Source organism: Bacteroidia bacterium, assembly GCA_027493955.1.
Lineage (GTDB): Bacteria > Bacteroidota > Ignavibacteria > SZUA-365 > SZUA-365 > JAOSJT01.
This window is the reverse complement of sequence record JAOSJT010000001.1, coordinates 323,889-343,965: the sequence shown is the minus strand read 5'-3', so window position 1 is coordinate 343,965 and position 20,077 is coordinate 323,889. Positions and strand designations below refer to the sequence as shown.

Sequence of the window (20,077 nt, the reverse complement as noted above, 5' to 3'; positions counted from 1 at the left end):
CCGCGACGCGCGGCGGTCAAGGATATTTTCGGGTACCCGGTATTACCTCAATGTGACACCGAATCGTTATATTTGGTTACGAAATATTTCATCAATATGCGACATTTATTCAACACCTTTGCAGTCTGTCTCTTGATTCTCACTGCCTGCGACCCTCGCGAGGGCTGCGAACTCGTCATTTATAACGCCGAAATCCACACGATGAATCCCGACCTCCCTCTGGCCAACGCTATGGCCATCGAGGATGGTCGCATTGTGGCTATTGGCGAAAATGAGCAAATACTCGCTGCATGGAATCCCGATGAGACGATCAATATGGGCGGGGCACAGTTGTATCCCGGCTTCATCGATGCACACGCACATCTGGCCGGACTCGGCGAGGAAGCGCTCATCCTGCTCCTCCACGGAACCACCAGCGTCGGTGATGCCCTCGAGCGTATCCGTGAACATGCGCTGGCGGCCGGACAGGGCGAGTGGATACGCGGGCGCGGCTGGGACCAGAACGATTGGCCGGAGAAGGTATTCCCCACAGCGGGGCAACTCGACTCCGTCGTTGCCGATAAACCCGTGTTTCTGTCCCGCGTAGACGGGCATGCCGCCTGGGTCAACACACGCGCCTTGGAACTCAGCGGAATCACGAACGAAACACCGGATCCGGAAGGCGGCCGCATCATGAGAGATGCGAAAGGCGTTGCGACCGGTATCCTTCTGGACAATGCCATCGAATTGGTACGGCAGCACATCCCGGCAAGAACCGACGCCGAATTGCAGACCGCCTTTGCCTCCGCAGTGAAACAATGTCTCGCACTCGGTATGACCGGTATGCACGACATGGGCCTGCGCGAAGAGCATGTGCGCGCCATACGAAAACTCATTGACGACGACGCCTTCCCGTTCCGCGTTGTGGGTTACGTGGACGGTACCGGGAGCATGTGGGAAAATCTCCTTGAGGAAGGGCGGACGGTGTATGGCGAGCAGCAACTCACTATCGCGGGCCTCAAACTCTATGCCGACGGCGCCCTCGGGTCCCGTGGTGCGTGGCTTCTCGAAGAGTACGCCGATGATCCGGGGAACAGCGGTATTCCGATCACGACAAAAGAACGTATTGTCCGGGAAACGACGAAAGCTCTCGCGAAGCAGCTCCAGGTATGCGTCCACGCCATCGGCGACGCCGCTGTACGAATGGTGCTCGACGCCTTTGAAGCAGCACAGAAAAGCGTTCCACGCTCCGGTCCGCCGCTGCGTGTCGAACATGCGCAAGTGATCGCTCCCGAAGACATCCCCCGCTTCCCCGCGCTGGGTGTAATCCCTTCCATGCAGCCGACGCATTGCACGAGCGACATGTACTGGGCAGAAGCCCGGCTGGGCGCTCAACGCGTCGCAAACGCGTATGCGTGGGCGTCACTGATCAGCGCCGGTACGTGGATACCCGGCGGTAGTGATTTCCCCGTAGAGCGGCCCGATCCGCTGCAAGGCGTCTATGCCGCGGCGTTTCGCGTGGATGCACAAGGCAGGCCGCGCACGCAGGACGACATCGAAACCTGGTTCCAAATCGACAAGACAGTGCCTCGATCCGCCGCGCGCTACCGTGACGGCTGGTATTCGTCGCAGCGTATGTCACGCACGGACGCGGTGCGGGCGTTTACCATCTGGGCCGCTCGTGCAGCAGGGATGGAGAAGGATCTGGGCAGTCTGGAGGTCGGGAAATACGCCGATTTCGTGATCGTTTCCAATGATTTGATCACTACCCCGGTGGAGGAGTTTCTCAACATCCGCGTCATGGCTACCTGGGTGGGCGGGAAAAAAGTGTGGACCTACGGGGACAAACACTGAACATGCTCTTCGGAGTTGTTCCGAAACATTATACGGCGTTGCTCTGTTGAACGGCGGGGTTCCCGAATAAGGGATTCTTTTCCGTTCGTCACTTTCGTATCTTTTTTGATGATGCAATTTTTCGATTACCCCACCCGCTCCATGAAGGTTCTTCTTCCACTGCTCTTTGTTCTGTCAGGCTTTGCGGCTGCCGCGCAAACGGTTCAGCTCAGCTACAACGTGAAACCGGGCAGTATCTGGAAGTTCAAACAGACCGAACAAACCAGCGCACTCGCACAGACCAACGACGGTCGGAGCACAAAGTTCGAAAAGAAGACGACGCGCTATTTCACGATCGAAATCGAGGAGGCCGGCATTTCCGGCGTGCAATTCCTTTTCCGTCAGGACACAGCCGTCGTTGAAGAGCGCGATGCCCTTGCCTCCGGCAGGCAGATCGATCCGGAAAATATCCTGACACGCAAACCTGTGCGGGTACGCATCTCGCCGTCCGGCAAGGTGGAATCCACGATCCCGACCGTCCCGCTCCGCGCAGAAGCCCTGCTGGGATTGCCCGGCGGCGACGCGCTGTTCGCACAACGTGCCGCCATCCTCCCCGTCCTTCCAATGCGTCCCCTCGGAATCGGCGATTCATGGACGGAAAGCGCAAGCGATACACTCTATCCGAGCAAGGAACTGCCGCAGCTCGGTCGCGGGAACGGTGTGCGGCACATCGCCAACGCCACGACCTATTCGGTGGCAGAGCGCAGCACAAAAATGGGAATCGAATGTCTGAAAATTCAGTGGCGGGGTCAGCTTTTCATGGAAGAAAAAATCCTCTTCCCTTCCCTCGAGGAATTCTCCGAAGAACAAGGCAGCATTGACGGCACACTGTACGTGTCACTGGACTCAGGTCTGCCTATTGAGATGGAGGTACGCTCGGAAAAAGAGAATACCCGCGCATTGTTCGGAGGACAGAATACCGTCATACCGTCCTCGATTTCCACCATTACCACGCTTGAATTCATCCCACAATAAAATCCTGTCGGAGACATCATGAAACAACTTCTTTCCGCCCTTCTTCTCGTCGCGCTTCTCGCATCGACAGGACAGGCACAGGACAAGCTGTATCGCTACGAAAAAGGCAAGGACTACCGGTATATCCTCGAAGAGACCGGCATGACCATTCAGGAAGTCCAGGGTCAGTCCATGACAAGCAACAACGAGTCCATGGTCAGTACCGTCATCAGTATCACCGATGTACTCGAAAACGGGAATATGGCCGCAACAGCCAAAATTGAAAATGCCCTCATTGTCATCGAAGCAAACAATAGCACACAGACACTGGGCAATGATTTTGCCGGCAAATCGGTCAATTACGTCTTCGACCCCATGGGTGATGTCGTGGATGTGGATACCAACAGCGCCAAGTCCCTCGATGGCCCCGCCGCGAACATCCTGCAGCGCATCACCGATTTACTGCCGAAACTCGATATGGAGCAGCTCACCGAAGGAGGCAGTTGGACGAGGACGCGTCAGGATACCTCCGGACGCGGCGATGCGAAAACCTATGTCACGACAAACAGCAGCTTCAAAGTGACGGGCAAGAAAAAAGTCGGGAACTATGAGTGCCTCATGATCGCCACCGAATCCGAAGCCAAAGTCGAAGGGACGATGATCAGAGGAGATCAGGAAATGAACATCAACGGGACACAGGAATCGAAAGGCACAATCTATTACGCGCCCGCCGAAGGCCTGCTTGTCGAGATCGATATGGAAACCACCAGCGATCAGGTCATCGTTGTTTCCAGTATGAACATGCGCGTACCCGTCACTTCCAACGCCACCATGAAACTGGAACTGGCGCAGAAATAATCCGGATACCTTCCGCACCATCCCGCCCGCGTGGCGGGATTTTTTTTTCATGTTCGAAAGGACGCCTCGCGGCGCGTAATGACAAGGGGGGTTCACGGTACAGTGGCATCCGTGCATCGGGGACGCATTCGTGGAAAAAATCAGCGCGAGAAGCGAACATTTTCCTTCGCTCTTCGTATAATTGGGCTATGAAACTTTCATCAATTCAGAGGCTGGCCATGAGACTGTTCGGGACATTGCATCTCGTATCCGCTCTCGCTCTCTTTTTCCTTTTATTCGCTCCGAAGTACGTTATCGCACAGACAGAGCCAGATCCCGCGGACAGTGCTGCGGTCATCGAAATGAAACAGTTGCAGCGCGAACTGCTCGATCAGGTCCGTGACCTGCGTGAACAGTTGGAATCCGAACGCGGAAGCGCGGAAAGTCCGGAGCGCGCAACGCGTATCGAGAGTATCGAAGGCCGCCTCAGTGAGATCGAAGCGCGCGTTGATTCGCTTGACGCCGAAATCGCGAATCGCGGCGGCGACTCCGACGGATGGGGCGATTGGGGGACGGCTGGGGTGATGCGTGGGGTGAGGAAGATGGCGGCGACGATGGTGAGTGGAGCTGGTGGAAGCGCTCAGGCGACGAGGAGAACCAGTTCGATTTCAGCGAAAACTTTTTCCAGAAATTCCCCGGGAATTTCCCGTGGATGTTTCCTCTCTCCTCACGCCTTCACGAAACATTCTTCCGGTACAATCGCGTCGAAGGCGTGTACATCGGTCTTGCGCAGGTAAAGCGTCTGTACTGGCACAGCAAACCCTGGCTGGTGAGCACCGGATCGTTAGGCTATGGTTTTGCGAATCATACCTGGCGCTATAGTCTGGGCCTGTACCTCCCCTTCTATTTCGAGAATCAGATTCTTGAAATCGGCGGTGAGGGGCACAGCTTTACCGACTCGAAGGATGAATGGCGTTTCGACAGAGATGAAAACACCTGGACGTCCATCATCGCCCGCGAGGATTTCCTCGACTACTTCGAGCGACGCGGCTATACCGTTTCCGCATCGTGGTATCTCAGGGGAGACGAGGGCATGAATCTGCGCGCTTCGTTGGGCTACGTACATGACACCTACCGCGGCATGAATCGCGCGACGAACTGGTCCGTTTTCGGCGGAGATAAAACCTTCCGTGTCAATCCCCTCATCAACGACGGGAATCTCAACAGTTTCGTTGTGTCGGGAGGGATACATACCTTGCCGTCACTCACGGACAGATCACGTGGTTGGGATGCACAGCTCCTTTTTGAGAAAGCAGGCGGCACCGCAAAGGGTGATTTCGAATTCAGTCAGCTCACGGTGGATATTCGCCGCTACCAGCCTCTGAATGAGCACTTGAGCCTGAACGTCCGCGCTCGTGCGGGCATGAGCGACGGTATCGTTCCCGTGCAACGGCAATTCGAGCTGGGCGGCCCTGGTACACTTCCCGGGTACCGTTTCAAGGAATTCAGCGGCTCGCACATGGCGTTGTTCAACAGCGAGTTCATCATCAGGAGCAGCATCGCGGGCAATGCGCGGGGCTGGGCGAAAAACGTCCTTCGCAACACGAACATCATCCTGTTCTTTGACGCCGGCGCAACGAATGATATTGCCCCCATCGTCACACGTGATGTACGCAACGGATCCTATGACGCATCTTTTAGCAGCGACATGAGCTTCGACACCTGGAAATCCGACGCGGGCATCGCTCTGGGTTCAGCGAATGGCGACTTCCGTATCGGCGCGGCGTGGCGGTTGGACAGAGGCGAATCCCCGAATTTCATCATACGATTCTCACGTCCCTTCTAAAGAGCTGACGTCGGCTTGTCCGCCGAACTCCGGGCCCCGTGCGAAGGTATCCGCACGGGGCCTCTCTTTTCATGCAGGTGCCTGCATCGACGCGGCGTCGGGTGCACGTACATCGTCCGCCAATGCCCGCAACACCACGGAAGCGCAGAGACAGCCGAAGAGCGGAGGCATGTAGGAGATGGTTCCGACGATGGTTTTTTTATTCCGCTCGTCGTCCACCGCCTGCATCGCTTCGGGCGCTATTCCCTCAGTCGAGTACACAACTGTCACCCCCCTGCGCACGCCGAGTCGGTGGAGACGTTTGCGCAGCATTTTCCCGAGGCGGCAGTGATGCGAGCGTTCGATATCATCTATGCGCACGAGCGTCGGATCGGTTTTTCCACCCGCTCCCAGTGAGCTGACGACGCGATGCCCGTTACGCAGCGCGTGTTCTATGAGCCAGACCTTCGGGGAGAGCGTATCGATGGCATCGACGACATAGTCTGCAGCTTCCGCCATCAGGCGTTGCAAGGCCTCGTCGCGAATGAACTCCGGAAGCACGCGCAGCTTCAATTCCGGATTGATGTCGAGCAGGCGTTCTGCCATCACTTCCGCTTTCAATTGCCCTTCGGTACTGCGCAATGCCGGTAATTGTCTGTTGCGATTCCCAGGCTGCACGGTGTCGCCATCGGCAATGGTCATGCTGCCGATCCCGGCGCGGCACAGTTGCTCGGCCGCATACGCGCCCACGCCTCCGAGACCCACGACAAGGACGTGCGCCGAATGAAAGCGCTCCAGGACCTGATCACCGAGGAGCAACTGCGTACGCTCCATCCACTGGGGAAAATCCATCATAGCATTCTTTCTGTAGGTGTTTTTCGTTACTGCATTTTCCGACTGCCGGGCAGACGCGCACAAAACCGCCGCGTCAAGGTCGCGCCCCGTCTTGCATCTGGTCGATACCGGGAAAAGTTCTTGCGACACTGGCACCGATGACGTCGGCCAGCATGGCGACGCTCATTCCACGAAGCAGAGCGGCCCCTTCGTACACCCGGGCAATATCGACATCGCTTTCGTCGGTTTCCAGAAAAATTCTGTCGAGCGGCATGAGACGAAACACGTCCGCGGTTTTCCTCTTCGGGTCGAGCAGCGCGGCCCCGAACGACAGGAGAATGCCTTTCGACATTAGTCGCTCCGCCATGTCCGGGTTTCCCGCATACCCATGGACTACCCAGGGAATAGAAGGATCACATGATCGACGCAGGGAGAGGATGTCGGAACCACTGCGAACAGAGTGCAGGATCAGGGGTTTGCACACGCGCTCGGCGATGTGTACCTGGGCGAGAAACGCCTGAATTTGCACATCGATACCAGTAGAAATGGCACGATCAATACCGCATTCTCCTATGGCTATGACGGTAGGATTCGATGCGAGGCGGCCGACCGCGTGCAGCGATGCGCTCAGCGTCTCATTCCCGACGTGCGAGGGATGAACACCCACGCTGCAGAACGAGTCCGGCAGTTCGACCTCGCCGTTCCGAACAGCGACGTTCACGATGCTTATGCAATCTTGCGAGCCGTGGTCCGTATGTGTGTGAATGTTATAGAACATAGCAGAGAGCTGAGAGTACGCGCGTGCGTCACGAATGGTTGTGCAACGATCTGAATTCGCAACACCTGAACCGCAGCCGGGCCCCTGTGCGGAGCTTCGAGTAACGTGCGAACGTGCTCTCTGCTCTCCTCTTCGCTACACCGCGCCCATGACGGCGTTGAATACGGTCGTGACGACGATGTCGTTTACCGAACAGCCTCGCGAAAGATCGTAGGCGGGGCGTGCGAGTCCCTGGACGATGGGTCCGAGAGCTTCGGCACCGCCGAGGCGTTCCGCAATTTTGTAGCCGATGTTGCCCGATTGCAGATCAGGAAAAACCAGAACGTTGGCATTGCCTGCGATTTCGCTTCCCGGTGCTTTTTTCTGTCCGATGGCCGGGATAATGGCAGCGTCGAACTGCATCTCACCGTCCACCTTGAGGTCCGGACGGCGCTGCGCGACGATGGCTTTCGCTTCCAGCACTTTATCGATCAATTCATGCTTCGCGCTTCCCTTTGTCGAGAAGGAGAGCATTGCGACGAGAGGCGTTTCTTCTGTCAGCGCCGCGTAGTTATCCGCAGTGGAAATGGTGATGTCGGCAAGCTGGCCGGCATCGGGAAGCGGCATGACGGCGCAGTCCGCGAAGGCATAAATCTTCTCCGGGAATTTCATGACGAAGAGACTGGAGACCGTCTTGATTCCATCCTTCAAACCGATACAATGCAGACCGGCTTTGATGACATCGCCGGTGGTGGATAGCGATCCGGCGACGCTGCCGTCGGCCATGTCGTTGCGCACCATGAGGTCACCGAAGAACAGCGGATGGAGAACCGTTTGCGCAGCGACATCTTCGGTCATGCCTTTGCTTTTTCGAAGTTCAAAGTACTGCTGGGCAAATGCGCCACGGTGCCCGGAACTCGCGGGATCGACAATGGAGATCCCTTCGAGGGAAACATCCGCCGCCGCCGCCTGGGTGCGGATGGCCTCCTCGGATCCCACCAGCGTGATTCGGGCGATACCCTCGTCCGTAACGATGCGCGCCGCTTTGATCGCGCGTTCGTCTGTCGCGTCGGGATAGACAATGTGCTTGTTGAGATTTCTTGCTCTTGACTTGAGATCGTCGATAAAAGTTGCGGGGTTCATGTCAGTCCTGATGGTAAATAAACGATGAACAGGTCCATCAATAAAAATACCCGCCCCGCGGGTAACATCAAACTGAGGAGTGATTTTTTAGGTTGAACGTTACACGCAGCGCAGCCCGAGGTTGACCAAACGTGGGGAGGTGAAGGGCGAAGGGTGAGAAGTCCGAAAGGCGACAGTTCCTCTACTTCCGGGCTTCAGCCCGGGGGCACAGACGTCATAGCAAATCACGGAACGTATGTCGCAGGTCGTACATTCTTCACCTCGTTTCCATCAAACCGTCACCCACCTTCTATTCAACGTTACGTTTTGCCAGCCAACGGATAATATTGACCAGAAGACGTGCGTTGTGTACACCTTCAGGAGTGTGCATACCGACGGGGATGGTGCCGCGTCCACCGTACTGCGCGGTGAACATCGCCGCCTCGCCAAACACCACCACCCGGCCCTTGCCATGTTCAAATGCCGCGCCCTGGCGCCATCCTTCAATGTTCACACGTTTCGTGCTTTCCGTGAACTCCCAGGCGGTTTCCGGTTCCAGCGAAACCATATCCTCGCCGAAAATCAACAATGGACGGTGCGAAACCTCGACGCGAAATGCCGAACCCGTGAAGCTCACCACAGAGTCTACCCGAACACCGTCGAGTTTCGTGTCGGTGATCCAGTGATTGAGCAGTGTCTCATTGTCCCGGATGAACAGCAATCCTCGCGTCCGCATGCCCTTGAACATCGCGAAGCCATTACTGAACGTGACACCAAATCGCTTCGCCAACCGGGCCACCGCACCGGGCATGGGCATGTGATCGGCGATCAGAAACAAAGCCCCCCCTCCGCGGACCCAATGATCCAGTGCATCGATTTCTGCCTCCGCGAGAGCTTCGCCCACGGGAAGCGACCATTCCTGCACATTGCGGGCGGCGAGCGCGTTCGCGATGACGAAAATATCGCAATTCCGCAAATGCTCGGGTGTGATCTCCTGCCGTGACGGCAGAATAGTGCAGTGATGTGCCTGGAGCAGATCGGCGAAGGGCTTGTAGCCGCCGCCGGCCGTATGGAAGTTATGGTGTGCCTCGTCAATGAAAATGACCGGACCATTGTCAGGCGAGAAAGCGCTTTCTCCGACTATCGGCTTGTACGATGGATCCGCTGTCTGCTGACCTGCAGCAATCGAAATGACGAGGAACAGCGACATCAGCGTGAGGGTGAAGCGTGACATCGGTGCATCCTTGCAGTGGTATGTGCGCGCAATGTAGGCATTTTCATCTTCTGTTGAAAGAACAATTGTCTCGAGAGCACATCGTGCGCACGAATCGGGGGCATGAATTGACGGGTCAATGGACGCATCGAACAAGTGGAGCGAGGATGTGAACGCCCTCTCCCGCAAATCCTCAAAGAAGCGAGCGACCTGCGCCATCGAACCCCGACGAGTTGCAGGCACCCATCGCGCTTCAACTTTCGCGGGCGAGACCCGGAGAGTGGGTGTTCGATGCACGGGAGGCCGTGGAACGGTATGCGACAGAACAGCACACAGAGAGAACTTCGTTTTTCATTACATTGTTTAGATAGAGCTTTTTATCGTTTCACCATTTCTGACGAAAGCAATGACGCTGACACTCAATACACTCGACACCTATTCACCACCTTCCGGACCACTGTTACTCATCATCATGGACGGATACGGCATCGGCAAGCCCTATCCGGGCAATGCCATCCATCTCGCTACGAAACCCAACCTGGACCGCTATTTCAGTACAGGCCTGTACACGCAGCTCAAAGCGCACGGACCTGCGGTGGGACTGCCCGGCGAAGATGATATGGGCAACAGTGAGGTGGGTCATAACGCTCTCGGCGCGGGCCGCATCTTTGAGCAGGGCGCCAAGCTTGTCAACCGGGCTATCGACAGCGGCGCGCTTTTCGAGGATGAGGTGTGGCGCGCTTTTGTCGCGAAACACCAGTCCTCGGGTACCCTGCACTTCATCGGTTTGCTCTCGGATGGGAACGTACATTCACATATCCGTCATCTCTACGCAATGCTTGAACAGGCTGCGAAAGACGGGGTGCGAAAGGTTCGAGTCCATACTCTGCTCGACGGTCGCGATGTGGATGAGAAATCCGCTTTGCGCTACATCTCCGAATTGGAGAGTGTACTTTCGGAAATACGGCAACGGCAGGGATGCGATTATCGGATCGCCTCGGGAGGTGGTCGCATGAAAGTAACCATGGACCGGTATAATGCCGATTGGAGCATCGTGGAACGCGGCTACAACGCGCATGTTCGCGGAGTGGGCCGTGCCTTCGGTAGCGCGGCCGAAGCGGTATCCGCTTTTTATGATGAAGATCCCGCCATGACCGATCAGTATATGGATGCCTTCGTTGTCCATGAGGGAGGCAACCCCGTCGGCCCCATAATTGACGGCGATTCGGTGATTTTTTTCAATTTCCGCGGCGACAGGGCCATCGAAATTTCAAGGGCGCTCACGGAAGACCATTTTACTGAATTCGAACGCGGTCCCCTCCCGGATATTGACTACGCGGGGATGATGGAATATGACGGCGACCTGCATATACCTCGACGCTACCTCGTCAATCCGCCCAGCATCGACCGCACCATCGGTCAGTATCTCTGCGCTGCCGGGGTGCGCTCCTTCGCCATCTCGGAAACGCAAAAATACGGACATGTGACATATTTCTGGAACGGCAACAATTCCGGGTACATTGACGAGGCCCTGGAAACGTACATCGAGATTCCTTCCGATAAAATCGAGTTCGACAAGGCGCCGAAGATGAAGGCGGATGAGATCACCGCGGCGGCTCTGGAACTCCTCGAACAGGGGTATACATTCGGCCGCATCAATTTCGCGAACGGCGACATGGTCGGACATAGCGGCAAACTCGAGCCGGCCATCACCGCCATTGAGACCGTGGACGCCTGCGTTGGTCGTCTGACGGAACGCGTGCTCGCCTTGAATGGCGTCGTCATCATCACGGCGGATCACGGAAATTCCGATGAAATGTTTACCGAAAAAAATGGAGAACGACTGCCCAAAACCAGTCACACGCTCAATCCTGTCCCATTCTGCATACTCGATGCCCGCGGATACAACAGCTATGCCCTTGCCGTCATCGAGGAACCGGGATTGGCGAATGTCGCCGCGACGATTATGAATTTGCTCGGCTATGTACAACCCGATGATTACGAACCCTCGCTCGTGCGATTGCTGTAAACTTTTCTCTGTAACGGATGATGCCCTGCTGTCGCCGAATTCCTGAACGTACCGACAAAGCGAAGCAAACGGAATGTTTTCAAACTGGCTGACCTGGAGAGCCGCATGCGTCGCGTTGGACGAACATCTGCGCGGATCGCGCATCGTATCCGTGTTCACACAGCAAAAAGGAGAACTGCTGCTGGAACTCGCCGGGTCGCGTCACGACGTCCATCTCCATCTGTCGGTGCAGCCCAATTTCACCTGGCTCCTGCCAAAGACGGAACTCGCGCGAGCCAGAAAAAACTCGCTCGATCTTTTTCCTTCCATCGCGGGCGATGTGCTCGCGTCCATCACCATTGCGTCGAACGATCGAATCGTGCGCATCGCACTTGACAGCGGCCGCACCCTGTATGCTTCGCTCATACCCGCGCGGGGGAACCTGTTTCTCTATGATGCGCAGGGTGAACTGCTTGACCAATTCAAGCGCGGCGGTGTGCCGGTACACCCCGCTTCGCTGCGGTATTGCAACGACTTCACTTTCCCTGATCGAGGAGAGATACGCTCCGTGTTGGATGCCGGACCTTCTATCCCTCCTCTCAATACATTGAAGGCGCTCCGACCGTGGCTGCAGGGAGCATTGGCCCGCGAAATTCTTTTTCGCGCCGCACTGCCGGCCGAGAGAGCTGAAGCCACCGGCGCTGCTCCCGCGTGGGAGCGACTTCCGGAGGTGATGGAGGAACTGCGGGAGGAGTTACACGCCGGTGCGTCACACGTGTACAGCTCTGGCGGCGTGCCGACGGCATTTTCCCTTGTCACATTGCGGCACGTGGAGAACTCCGAGCACTTTCGCTGCGCCGATGTGCTGGAGGGTTTGAGTACCTTTGTGCGGAATCGCTGGGCTGCGAGCGGCTTCACCGCGACGCGCGACCGCGTTCTCCGCGCCGCCGGACGCGAGTTGGATAAGGCGGAGAAAAAGCTATCTCTGCTTCCGTCCGAAAGCGATTTGAAGCTATCGGCGGAACAATGGAAGAAATTCGGCAACCTGCTCATGATCCACCTTCTCGACACACCATCGCAGCATGACCGCATGCTGGTCCCGGATCTTTTCGTCGATCCCCGACTGATCGTGAGCATACCACTCACACCGGGCAGCACCGTACTGGAAAACGCACAGCGGTATTTCGGCAAGGCACAGAGCGCGAGTGCCTCCCTGGAGTACGTCGCGGTACGCAGAAAATGGTTGATGGAGCTGCACGACCAGCTCCGGACACTCATATCGGAGAGCACTCTTGTTTCGAACGCGGCGGAGATGCGGGAGACGCTCGCAAAACATCACACGTTGCTCCGGAGGATAGGTTTGACGGACAAAGGAACACGAGATACGAATCCTTTCCCCTTTCGCCGTTTTATCGTGGCGGGAGGCTTCGAGGTATGGGCGGGGAAAAGCAGCGCGAACAATGACGCGCTGACGGTGCGTCACGCCCGTCCCAATGACATCTGGTTTCACGCCCGTGGTGTGGGCGGTTCGCATGTGGTGCTGAAAGTGGGCAGTGCGCAAGGCGAGCCGACGAAAGAGGCGATCCGCCAGGCCGCTTCCATCGCGGCGTACTATAGCAAACACCGCAATGCGAAAAACGTCCCTGTCGCCTACACCGAAAAAAAATACGTGCGTAAACCGAAGGGCGCCGCGCCGGGTTCGGTGATTATGGAGCGCGAAAAAGTGGTCATGGTGCAGCCGATGCTGCCTGAAGGCATGTCCGAGGAGTAACGGATCCCGGGCAGAGGCCCTGTGTTTAAAAAAGGCGCATGGGTCCCGAAAGAAGAGCAAGCAGCAGGAGGACCAGCCCGAGAACCAGCAAATTCAATACGAGGAGGATGATGTTCAACGCCCTGCTGCCGATTTTTTTCCAAATCGCATAACCGCTGATGAGGATGGCCAGACCCCAGCAAGCCAGCGCAAGTGGGCCATCCATTTCGAGATCGCGATACAGGCGTATTTCCTCAACAAAGAGCAACAAACCGAAGATCAGGAGCGCCGCGGCAAAAAACGGCGCACTCAAGGCGCGAAGCGGCGATGTGTGTGGCGTCATGACGACTGCTCCGCAACACAGGAATCGGGGAGCCATCCTTCACTGCCATCGCCACTTCTGCACCATACCCATCCCGCCTGCCGGTCGCCGAGCAACAACGCCTCGCCGACGCGTACATCGAGTTCTGTTGAATCGTAATCGTTCAGCACGGTGGCACGGTCACCGCGGAGGTCGAGCAGCACTGCGGGGCACCCAGCTTCCTCGCCTTCGGCATTGGCGCACCACTGCCAACCGGGCCACTCACTTTCACGCGGAACTACGGTCACATGCTCGCCGGAATGCAAGCGGACAGTATACGCATACGACGCGCGCCAGGCGGTGATGGCAATGCCGCGACGCCAGGGATGCGACGCCGCAGTGTGCAGAAGGTGTTGATCGGCGGTGCTCACGGAATGCGTTTGGCGGGCATATCCCTGCCGCCCTGATGCAGGATGAGTTCATGCACACTGCCGTTGTCATCACGCACGAACGTCACTTGCGCATCCACAACTTTCAGATAAAACTTCGTCTCCGTGGCGGGATACACGTCCACGCGCGGCTGACCCGTCGCCTGCATCCTGAGTTGCGTACCCTCGCGCGTCACTGTCAGGACGAAGCCCGGCTGGAGTTCATAGCGTCCGAGATAGCTGTCCAGTACGGATTCCGGCACTGAGACCGGCACGGTTTCGACCTCCACGCCCAACTTTTTCAGCATCGCTATCGCGTTCCCGCTGCCGGGATTCAGTTCGAGTGCGCGGCGGTAATGCCGGATCGCTTCGTCCTTGTTCCCCATGTTCATGTGGATCTCACCCATGCTATCCCATGCATTGAAGGCATCGGGAAACATTTCCAGATTGAGGGCGAGAAGCCGCTGCGCAATGTCCAGCTTTCCTTTCCCCATGTAGTAGTAGCCGAGTCCGTTGAGTTCCTGCTCGGAAAAATCGTAACGCTCGGCGGCGCTGTCCTTCAATTCCCGATAGCGCATCAACGCCTTGTCGACTCCCTCGGTGTCGATGATGGCAGCCACCTCTTCGGAGATGGGGAAACGGAACAGGGGCGCCCGAAGATCATACAGCAATGCGAAGGCCGTCTCCGCTGCCAATCCGGCGTTGGACATGGTGTTATCCAGCGCGACGATGGTGTAGGTTTCGTCCGGCAGATACCAGAGCTGCGACGAAAATCCGTTGATTCCGCCTGAATGATGGATATTGCGCACGGTACTCCCTTTGACCGGTATTGCGGAGATCTTCAGTCCGCACGCATAGCCGTCATGAGTCGGCGTGATCATCATCTCCAGAGTTTCCTTTTTCGCAAACACTTTGCCGGTGTGCAGCAGTCGTGTCCAACGCAGCAAATCCCCTGCCGTCGAGTAGAGCATGCCTGCCGCAAAGGGCACACTGGAATCGAGTGCCTGTGTGCGTTCGTACCCGTTGGGAATACGTTGATAACCGCGAGCCATGTTGGGAATGATCGAGGTATTGTGCTCATAGCCGGTATGGTCCAGACCCAGGGGGAGCGTGAGCCGCTCACGCAATACCTGATCGTAGGATTTGCCGGTCACGCGTTCGATTATGACACCAAGGAGATAATATCCGGAGTTACTGTAACGGAACGCACTGCCCGGAGTGAACTGCCGCGGTAAACCGGAGAACACCTTCATGAATTCTTCCCGCGTGTACGTCGTCCGCATGATCTCGCGAATGAAATTCGGCAACTCCGTGTACCCCGGAATGCCTGAGGTATGCGTCAGCAGGTGATGCACCGTGACGCCCTCGGCCTGCTCCTTTGGATATTCAGGGATGTAGCGGAGCAGCGGTGCCTCAACGTCAATCAATCCATCCTCCATGAGCAAGAGAAGCAACGCGGCGGTGAACTGCTTGGTGAGGGAACCGATGCGGAAGCGTGTATCGATGCCGTTCGGCTGCTTCCACTCCATATCGGCGTCCCCGATCGCGGCCTGAAATATGATTCTGTCTTCCTGCGCCACGAGCAGCACGCCGTTGAATACACCCGCGCGATGATATTGATCGAGCAGAGCGTTCATTTTGCCTGTATCCAATTGTGCGCCGGCTCGCTGCCCCGGGAAACACCAGGAGAGGACGACGATTGCGAGGATGAACGAAACGTGTTTCATGCGGGACCTTGACGAGTGTGACGGTAGCGTAATGATGCGGATTGTTCCGGCAAGTATCCGGTGTACGGAAAAAATTATCGCTTGTTGTGCAAGGCTGTATGGCGAAAACACGTGACGAGATGATCGTTCACCATACCCACGGCCTGCATGAAGGCATAACAGATTGTCGAGCCGACGAAATTGAACCCCAGTTGCTTGAGCGCCTTGCTCATCGCATCGGATTCCGCTGTGCGCGCGGGCAGTTCGGACAATGTTGTGAATGCGTTCTGTTTTGTTCCGCCTCCCGTGAAACTCCAGAGAAGCTCCGGAAAGGAAGCACCGGCATCTTTGAGCGCAAGCAATGCCCGGGCATTGCCTACCGTAGAATGCACTTTGAGGCGATTGCGGATAATTCCGGGATCGTCCAGCAGGGTGGCGATGCGCGCGTCTGTGTAGCGCGCGATGCGTTCGGGATCGAAGCCGTCGAAGGCAGCCCTGTAGCTTTCGCGCTTCCGCAGAACGGTCAGCCAGCTCAAGCCGGCTTGCGCGCCTTCGAGCGTGAGCATCTCGAAAAGCCTGCGCTCGTCATGCACCGGCACACCCCATTCCTCGTCGTGATAGCGGACATACAGCGCATCGGTGCCACACCAGGGGCAGCGCTGTTGCATTGCTTCGGACATATGCTTCCTTTCTCTGAAAACGCTGTGTTACTCTTTCTTGATCTCGGCTTCACCGCTGACTTTGCCGAATACCGTGTAGTTCTTCAATCCCTGATCGGCTTCGAAGCCGTATCCCTGCAAACGCTCCTTCGGCGATGTGATCGTCACGAAACGGTCGCCCCGCACCACTTTCAAGGCATTGTCCCAGAAAATGTACTCTGTCTCCACAACGGTGCCACTGTCCGAAGAAAACACGACATCCTCGAACGCTTCCAGGTTTTTCGTTTCGTCATCCACTCGCCCCCTGCGTGCGGTGAGACGGGAGGTATGCTGCTCGTTGCGATCATAAAAATCCACGACAATGCCGGAGTCCAGCAGTGTCTCGCGACGGTCGCGGTACATGCGGATATGCCGCGCGTACAGCTCCGCGCGCACCAGACCGGAGTCGGAAAATATCACCCGGGAATTCCAGCTCTCCTGATCGGGGCTCTGTTCCTCAGTCCCTGCCCGCTGTATGGGCGGCTTCACCTTTTCACCACAGCCGACAAGCAACGCGAGGGATAATACAAGCATCGGCAGTATCGATCTCACGGCTGCACATCCTCGCTGAATAGCCCGGGTTGCGTCCGTCCCCCCCGGGGTTGACGTCCGAGCAGACGATATCCCACAGGAGTCAATTCCCGGCCGCGGGGCGTACGCTGCACATAGCCCTCCTGTATCAGGTAGGGTTCGTACACCTCTTCGATGGTGCCCGGCTCCTCACCGACAGCGATAGCGAGTGTGTTGAGTCCGACAGGGCCGCCTCCGTACTTGTCCAGAATGCAGGCAAGTATGCGCTTGTCCATTTCATCGAGACCGTGCTCATCCACTTCGAGCGCATTCAGCGCATGGTCCGCGATGTCGCGCGTAATGATACCATCGCCGATGACTTGCGCAAAATCTCTTGCGCGGCGCAGGAGCCGGTTGGCGATGCGGGGCGTACCGCGGGAGCGGCGAGCGATTTCTGTAGCACCGTTTTCCTCATCGATATCAATGCCCAGAATGCGCGCAGAACGGATCACGATGCGCGTGAGCTGCGCCACGTTGTAGTAATCCAGCCGATTGGTGATACCGAAGCGCGCACGCAGCGGAGACGTCAGCAGACCGGCGCGCGTCGTCGCGCCGATGAGTGTGAAGGGCTTGAGGTCGATCTGCACGCTGCGAGCGTTGGGTCCCGAGTCTATCATGATGTCCAACGTGTAATCTTCCATCGCCGAGTACAGGTATTCCTCAACCACGGGAGAAAGACGATGAATTTCATCAATAAACAAGGCGTCGCCTTCTTCGAGACCGGTGATCAATCCCGCAAGGTCCCCCGGCTTGTCCAGCACCGGTCCGGACGTCATGCGCAGAGTAGCCCCCATTTCGTTGGAAATGATATGCGCGAGCGTGGTTTTGCCCAGTCCCGGTGGTCCTGTGAGCAGCACATGATCGAGCGCTTCACCGCGTTGTCGTGCCGCCTGAATGAAAATCCGCAGGTTGTCCACAATATTCTGCTGGCCGACAAAATCTTCGAATCGTACCGGACGGAGCGTGGCTTCCGCGTCGCGGTCGCCGTTCCGCGGATCGGGGCTGGTCAGGTCGGAGGGGCGTGAGGCTGTCATCTGTTGATCAGTGAGCGATGGTACGAATGTGAAGGGTTGGACTTTTCGGTTGACGTTGGTTTCATCGTGTATAGAGTGCGGCACAATCGAGCAGTCGGCTTTCGCCTCCGTCGTTCACTGCGTATTTCGAGCCGGACCACAGGGATGCTGCGCCATGTGCACCGAGCTTGTTGAGCGCGTAGAAATTTACATTGAAGCGGGGACGTCCCTTGTCGTCCAGCAGGCGCTTCATCTTTGTCTGTTCCGCGATGCGGCGACAGGCAAAGAGACACGCATCCGTGGGACTGTCGCCGGAGCGTATGCGCTCGACAATGAGGAAGCTGGATAATGCGAGGAGATTGGCTTCGCCGCGTCCGGTGGATCCCGCAGCGCCCACGGCGTTGTCCACATACAATCCCGCGCCGAGAATCGGGGAATCCCCCACACGTCCGGGAATCTTGAACGCCAGTCCGCTCGTGGTCGTGCAGCCCGAGATGTCGCCCGCAGCATTCACTGCGAGGCAATTGATGGTTCCGGTATGCCGCGTCGCATCGTAACGCCGCAGGGCACCGATATCCTTGTCATCGATGGTATGCGGTGGGAGCCAATCGTCCTTGTCGCTCAGGCGCTCTTTCCACTCCAGCCACTCGCGCCGGGCGCGTTCCGTGAGTAAATCCTCCTCGCGGAATCCATGCGCCTTCGCGAAGCGCAACGCGCCCTCACCGACGATGAGAACGTGATCCGTTCGCTCCATCACGACTTTCGCGACGTGTGAGGGATTCTTGATGTTGCGCAGCGATGCGACGCCCGCTCCCCTGCCTGTCGGGCCGTGCATCACGCAGGAATCGAGTTCGACCACACCGTCCTCGTTCGGGAGCCCTCCATACCCGACGGTGGTGTCCTCCGGGTCGTCCTCCACCAAATTCACCCCGGCGATAACGGCATCGAGCGTGTCCTTCTGTTGCCGCAGCAATTCCATCGCTTTCGCAGTTGCGCCAAGACCGTTCGCACTTGCTATGCTGAGCGGCAATGATCCGCTCTCCCGCGATTGCCGAAAAGCTGCGTAAGAGGGAGAATGGACCGCAGCGCTCAAACCGAGCAGCGCGGCGGATTTCATGAACACGCGTCGGGTGTGGGTTCTCTTTTGCATATACCGGGACTCCTGAACTCTCTGCGTAGTTGATAGACCTCAGTCCGTGTACCCCATGCGGCGGACCCAGTTTTTATCGTCGCGCCACCCTTCGCGAATGCGAACGTGAAGATCGAGAAACACCTGCCGGCCGATGAACTCCTCGATATCCCTGCGGGCTTCAGAACCGATTGCTTTGATGGCCTGCCCTTTCGTTCCGATGATGATGCGGCGCTGGCTTTCACGTTCGACAACAATTTCCGCCGAGATAAAATCTTTGTCGTCTCCTTCTTTGAACTCGGTGATATACACCTCCGTGGCGTAAGGCACTTCTTCACGAAATTGTTCAAAGATCTTTTCCCGAATAATCTCGCTCACGAAAAAGCGCTCCGGCTGATCACTGAGTTGATCGTCCGGATACATGGGCGGCCCTTTCGGCAGAGCGGATTCCAATTCACGAAGCACGGCGTCGAGGCCATCCGCTTCGAGGGCCGAAGCGGGGATGATCGCCTTGAAGCGGAATGCCTCGTGGACGGCTTGCATCAAGGGAAGCAATTGCTTCTTATCGCGCACGAGATCCACTTTATTCAACAGAGCGAACACACTGCCCGGCGCAGCTTCAAGTAGAGGGATGAGCCCTTCGGGAAACACCTGCCTGCGCTCGAGCGCCCGCGCGGCGTCAATAATGAGCAGCACGGCATCGGCCTCCTTGAGAGCGGTCAATGCGCTGTTGACCATCGCTTCCTGCAGGACGTAACGGGGTTTGATCAGCCCCGGCGTGTCGATAAAAAGTATCTGGGACGACTCCGTCGTGTAGAATCCCAGCAGCCGACGGCGGGTTGTTTGCGGTTTCGCCGTTACGATGGAGAGCTTGGTGCCGAGAACCGCGTTCAGAAATGTAGATTTCCCTGCATTGGGCGCGCCGATCAAGGCCACGTAGCCGCAACGAAATGAGGGTGATTCGGTTTCGGTTGTCCTGTCAGACATGGGAATGGATCTCCATAAAGACAAAACTGAAAGCTAGAGAGAATGCGGGTGAATAGCAACGAAGCGGGAGTCC

At 57.1% G+C, this 20,077-nt stretch carries 18 protein-coding genes; 6 read left to right on the top strand and 12 right to left on the bottom strand.

All coding sequences use genetic code 11. From position 1 onward, the window contains the following. Window positions 1-132 precede the first annotated feature (132 nt). The 4 genes from M5R41_01400 to M5R41_01385 all read left to right on the top strand — a co-directional run bounded on the left by M5R41_01400 (window position 133) and on the right by M5R41_01385 (window position 5,509). Window positions 133-1,833: an amidohydrolase gene (locus tag M5R41_01400; protein ID MCZ7555043.1), complete on the top strand. Its 1,701-nt coding sequence runs from the start codon at window positions 133-135 to the stop codon at window positions 1,831-1,833. 108 nt (window positions 1,834-1,941) lie between these two features. Continuing rightward, entirely contained in the window at window positions 1,942-2,847 is a 906-nt protein-coding gene (locus M5R41_01395; protein MCZ7555042.1) for a hypothetical protein, read from the top strand. A gap of 18 nt (window positions 2,848-2,865) precedes the next feature. Continuing rightward, entirely contained in the window at window positions 2,866-3,684 is an 819-nt protein-coding gene (locus M5R41_01390; protein ID MCZ7555041.1) for a hypothetical protein, read from the top strand. A gap of 535 nt (window positions 3,685-4,219) precedes the next feature. Further along, window positions 4,220-5,509 (top strand): BamA/TamA family outer membrane protein, encoded by a 1,290-nt coding sequence (locus M5R41_01385; GenBank protein MCZ7555040.1) that lies wholly within the window; start codon window positions 4,220-4,222, stop codon window positions 5,507-5,509. 69 nt (window positions 5,510-5,578) lie between these two features. Here M5R41_01385 and M5R41_01380 read toward each other — a convergent pair whose 3' ends face one another. The 4 genes from M5R41_01380 to M5R41_01365 form a co-directional block, all read right to left on the bottom strand. Then, entirely contained in the window at window positions 5,579-6,343 is a 765-nt protein-coding gene (locus tag M5R41_01380; GenBank protein ID MCZ7555039.1) for a tRNA threonylcarbamoyladenosine dehydratase, read from the bottom strand. Window positions 6,344-6,416: 73 nt separating this feature from the next. Beyond that, window positions 6,417-7,043: a TatD family hydrolase gene (locus M5R41_01375; GenBank protein MCZ7555038.1), complete on the bottom strand. Its 627-nt coding sequence runs from the start codon at window positions 7,041-7,043 to the stop codon at window positions 6,417-6,419. A 192-nt stretch (window positions 7,044-7,235) separates the two neighbouring features. Further along, window positions 7,236-8,222, bottom strand: a complete 987-nt coding sequence (gene pta / locus M5R41_01370; GenBank protein ID MCZ7555037.1) for a phosphate acetyltransferase — start codon at window positions 8,220-8,222, stop codon at window positions 7,236-7,238. A 289-nt stretch (window positions 8,223-8,511) separates the two neighbouring features. Next, complete coding sequence (locus tag M5R41_01365) at window positions 8,512-9,435, bottom strand: hypothetical protein (protein MCZ7555036.1); 924 nt, start codon at window positions 9,433-9,435, stop codon at window positions 8,512-8,514. Window positions 9,436-9,820: 385 nt separating this feature from the next. Between M5R41_01365 and gpmI the strand changes: the two genes are divergently transcribed. Both gpmI and M5R41_01355 read left to right on the top strand, forming a co-directional pair. Continuing rightward, window positions 9,821-11,443 (top strand): 2,3-bisphosphoglycerate-independent phosphoglycerate mutase, encoded by a 1,623-nt coding sequence (gpmI, locus tag M5R41_01360; protein MCZ7555035.1) that lies wholly within the window; start codon window positions 9,821-9,823, stop codon window positions 11,441-11,443. Between the two features lie 73 nt (window positions 11,444-11,516). Next, the gene (locus M5R41_01355) at window positions 11,517-13,193 is read left to right on the top strand and encodes an NFACT RNA binding domain-containing protein (protein ID MCZ7555034.1); all 1,677 of its coding nucleotides are present in this window, start codon (window positions 11,517-11,519) and stop codon (window positions 13,191-13,193) included. Between the two features lie 25 nt (window positions 13,194-13,218). On the opposite strand, the gene M5R41_01350 is transcribed toward M5R41_01355, so the two are convergent. The 8 genes from M5R41_01350 to era form a co-directional block, all read right to left on the bottom strand. Beyond that, complete coding sequence (locus M5R41_01350) at window positions 13,219-13,515, bottom strand: hypothetical protein (GenBank protein MCZ7555033.1); 297 nt, start codon at window positions 13,513-13,515, stop codon at window positions 13,219-13,221. Further along, window positions 13,512-13,904 carry an SH3 domain-containing protein gene (locus tag M5R41_01345; protein MCZ7555032.1) on the bottom strand — a complete coding sequence of 131 codons (393 nt, stop codon included), beginning with the start codon at window positions 13,902-13,904 and terminating at the stop codon, window positions 13,512-13,514. The genes M5R41_01350 and M5R41_01345 overlap by 4 nt, the downstream gene beginning before the upstream one ends. Beyond that, window positions 13,901-15,628, bottom strand: a complete 1,728-nt coding sequence (locus M5R41_01340; GenBank protein ID MCZ7555031.1) for a serine hydrolase — start codon at window positions 15,626-15,628, stop codon at window positions 13,901-13,903. Before M5R41_01340 ends, M5R41_01345 begins: the two co-directional genes overlap by 4 nt. Before the next feature lie 74 nt (window positions 15,629-15,702). Further along, window positions 15,703-16,287 (bottom strand): DNA-3-methyladenine glycosylase I, encoded by a 585-nt coding sequence (locus tag M5R41_01335; protein MCZ7555030.1) that lies wholly within the window; start codon window positions 16,285-16,287, stop codon window positions 15,703-15,705. Window positions 16,288-16,314: 27 nt separating this feature from the next. Continuing rightward, the gene (lptC, locus tag M5R41_01330) at window positions 16,315-16,857 is read right to left on the bottom strand and encodes an LPS export ABC transporter periplasmic protein LptC (GenBank protein ID MCZ7555029.1); all 543 of its coding nucleotides are present in this window, start codon (window positions 16,855-16,857) and stop codon (window positions 16,315-16,317) included. After that, a complete protein-coding gene (gene ruvB, locus M5R41_01325) occupies window positions 16,854-17,909 on the bottom strand; it encodes a Holliday junction branch migration DNA helicase RuvB (GenBank protein ID MCZ7555028.1) in 1,056 nt (351 codons plus the stop codon). The genes lptC and ruvB overlap by 4 nt, the downstream gene beginning before the upstream one ends. A gap of 61 nt (window positions 17,910-17,970) precedes the next feature. Further along, window positions 17,971-19,038: a N(4)-(beta-N-acetylglucosaminyl)-L-asparaginase gene (locus tag M5R41_01320; protein ID MCZ7555027.1), complete on the bottom strand. Its 1,068-nt coding sequence runs from the start codon at window positions 19,036-19,038 to the stop codon at window positions 17,971-17,973. Window positions 19,039-19,077: 39 nt separating this feature from the next. Next, window positions 19,078-20,004: a GTPase Era gene (gene era / locus M5R41_01315; protein MCZ7555026.1), complete on the bottom strand. Its 927-nt coding sequence runs from the start codon at window positions 20,002-20,004 to the stop codon at window positions 19,078-19,080. Window positions 20,005-20,077: the final 73 nt, after the last annotated feature.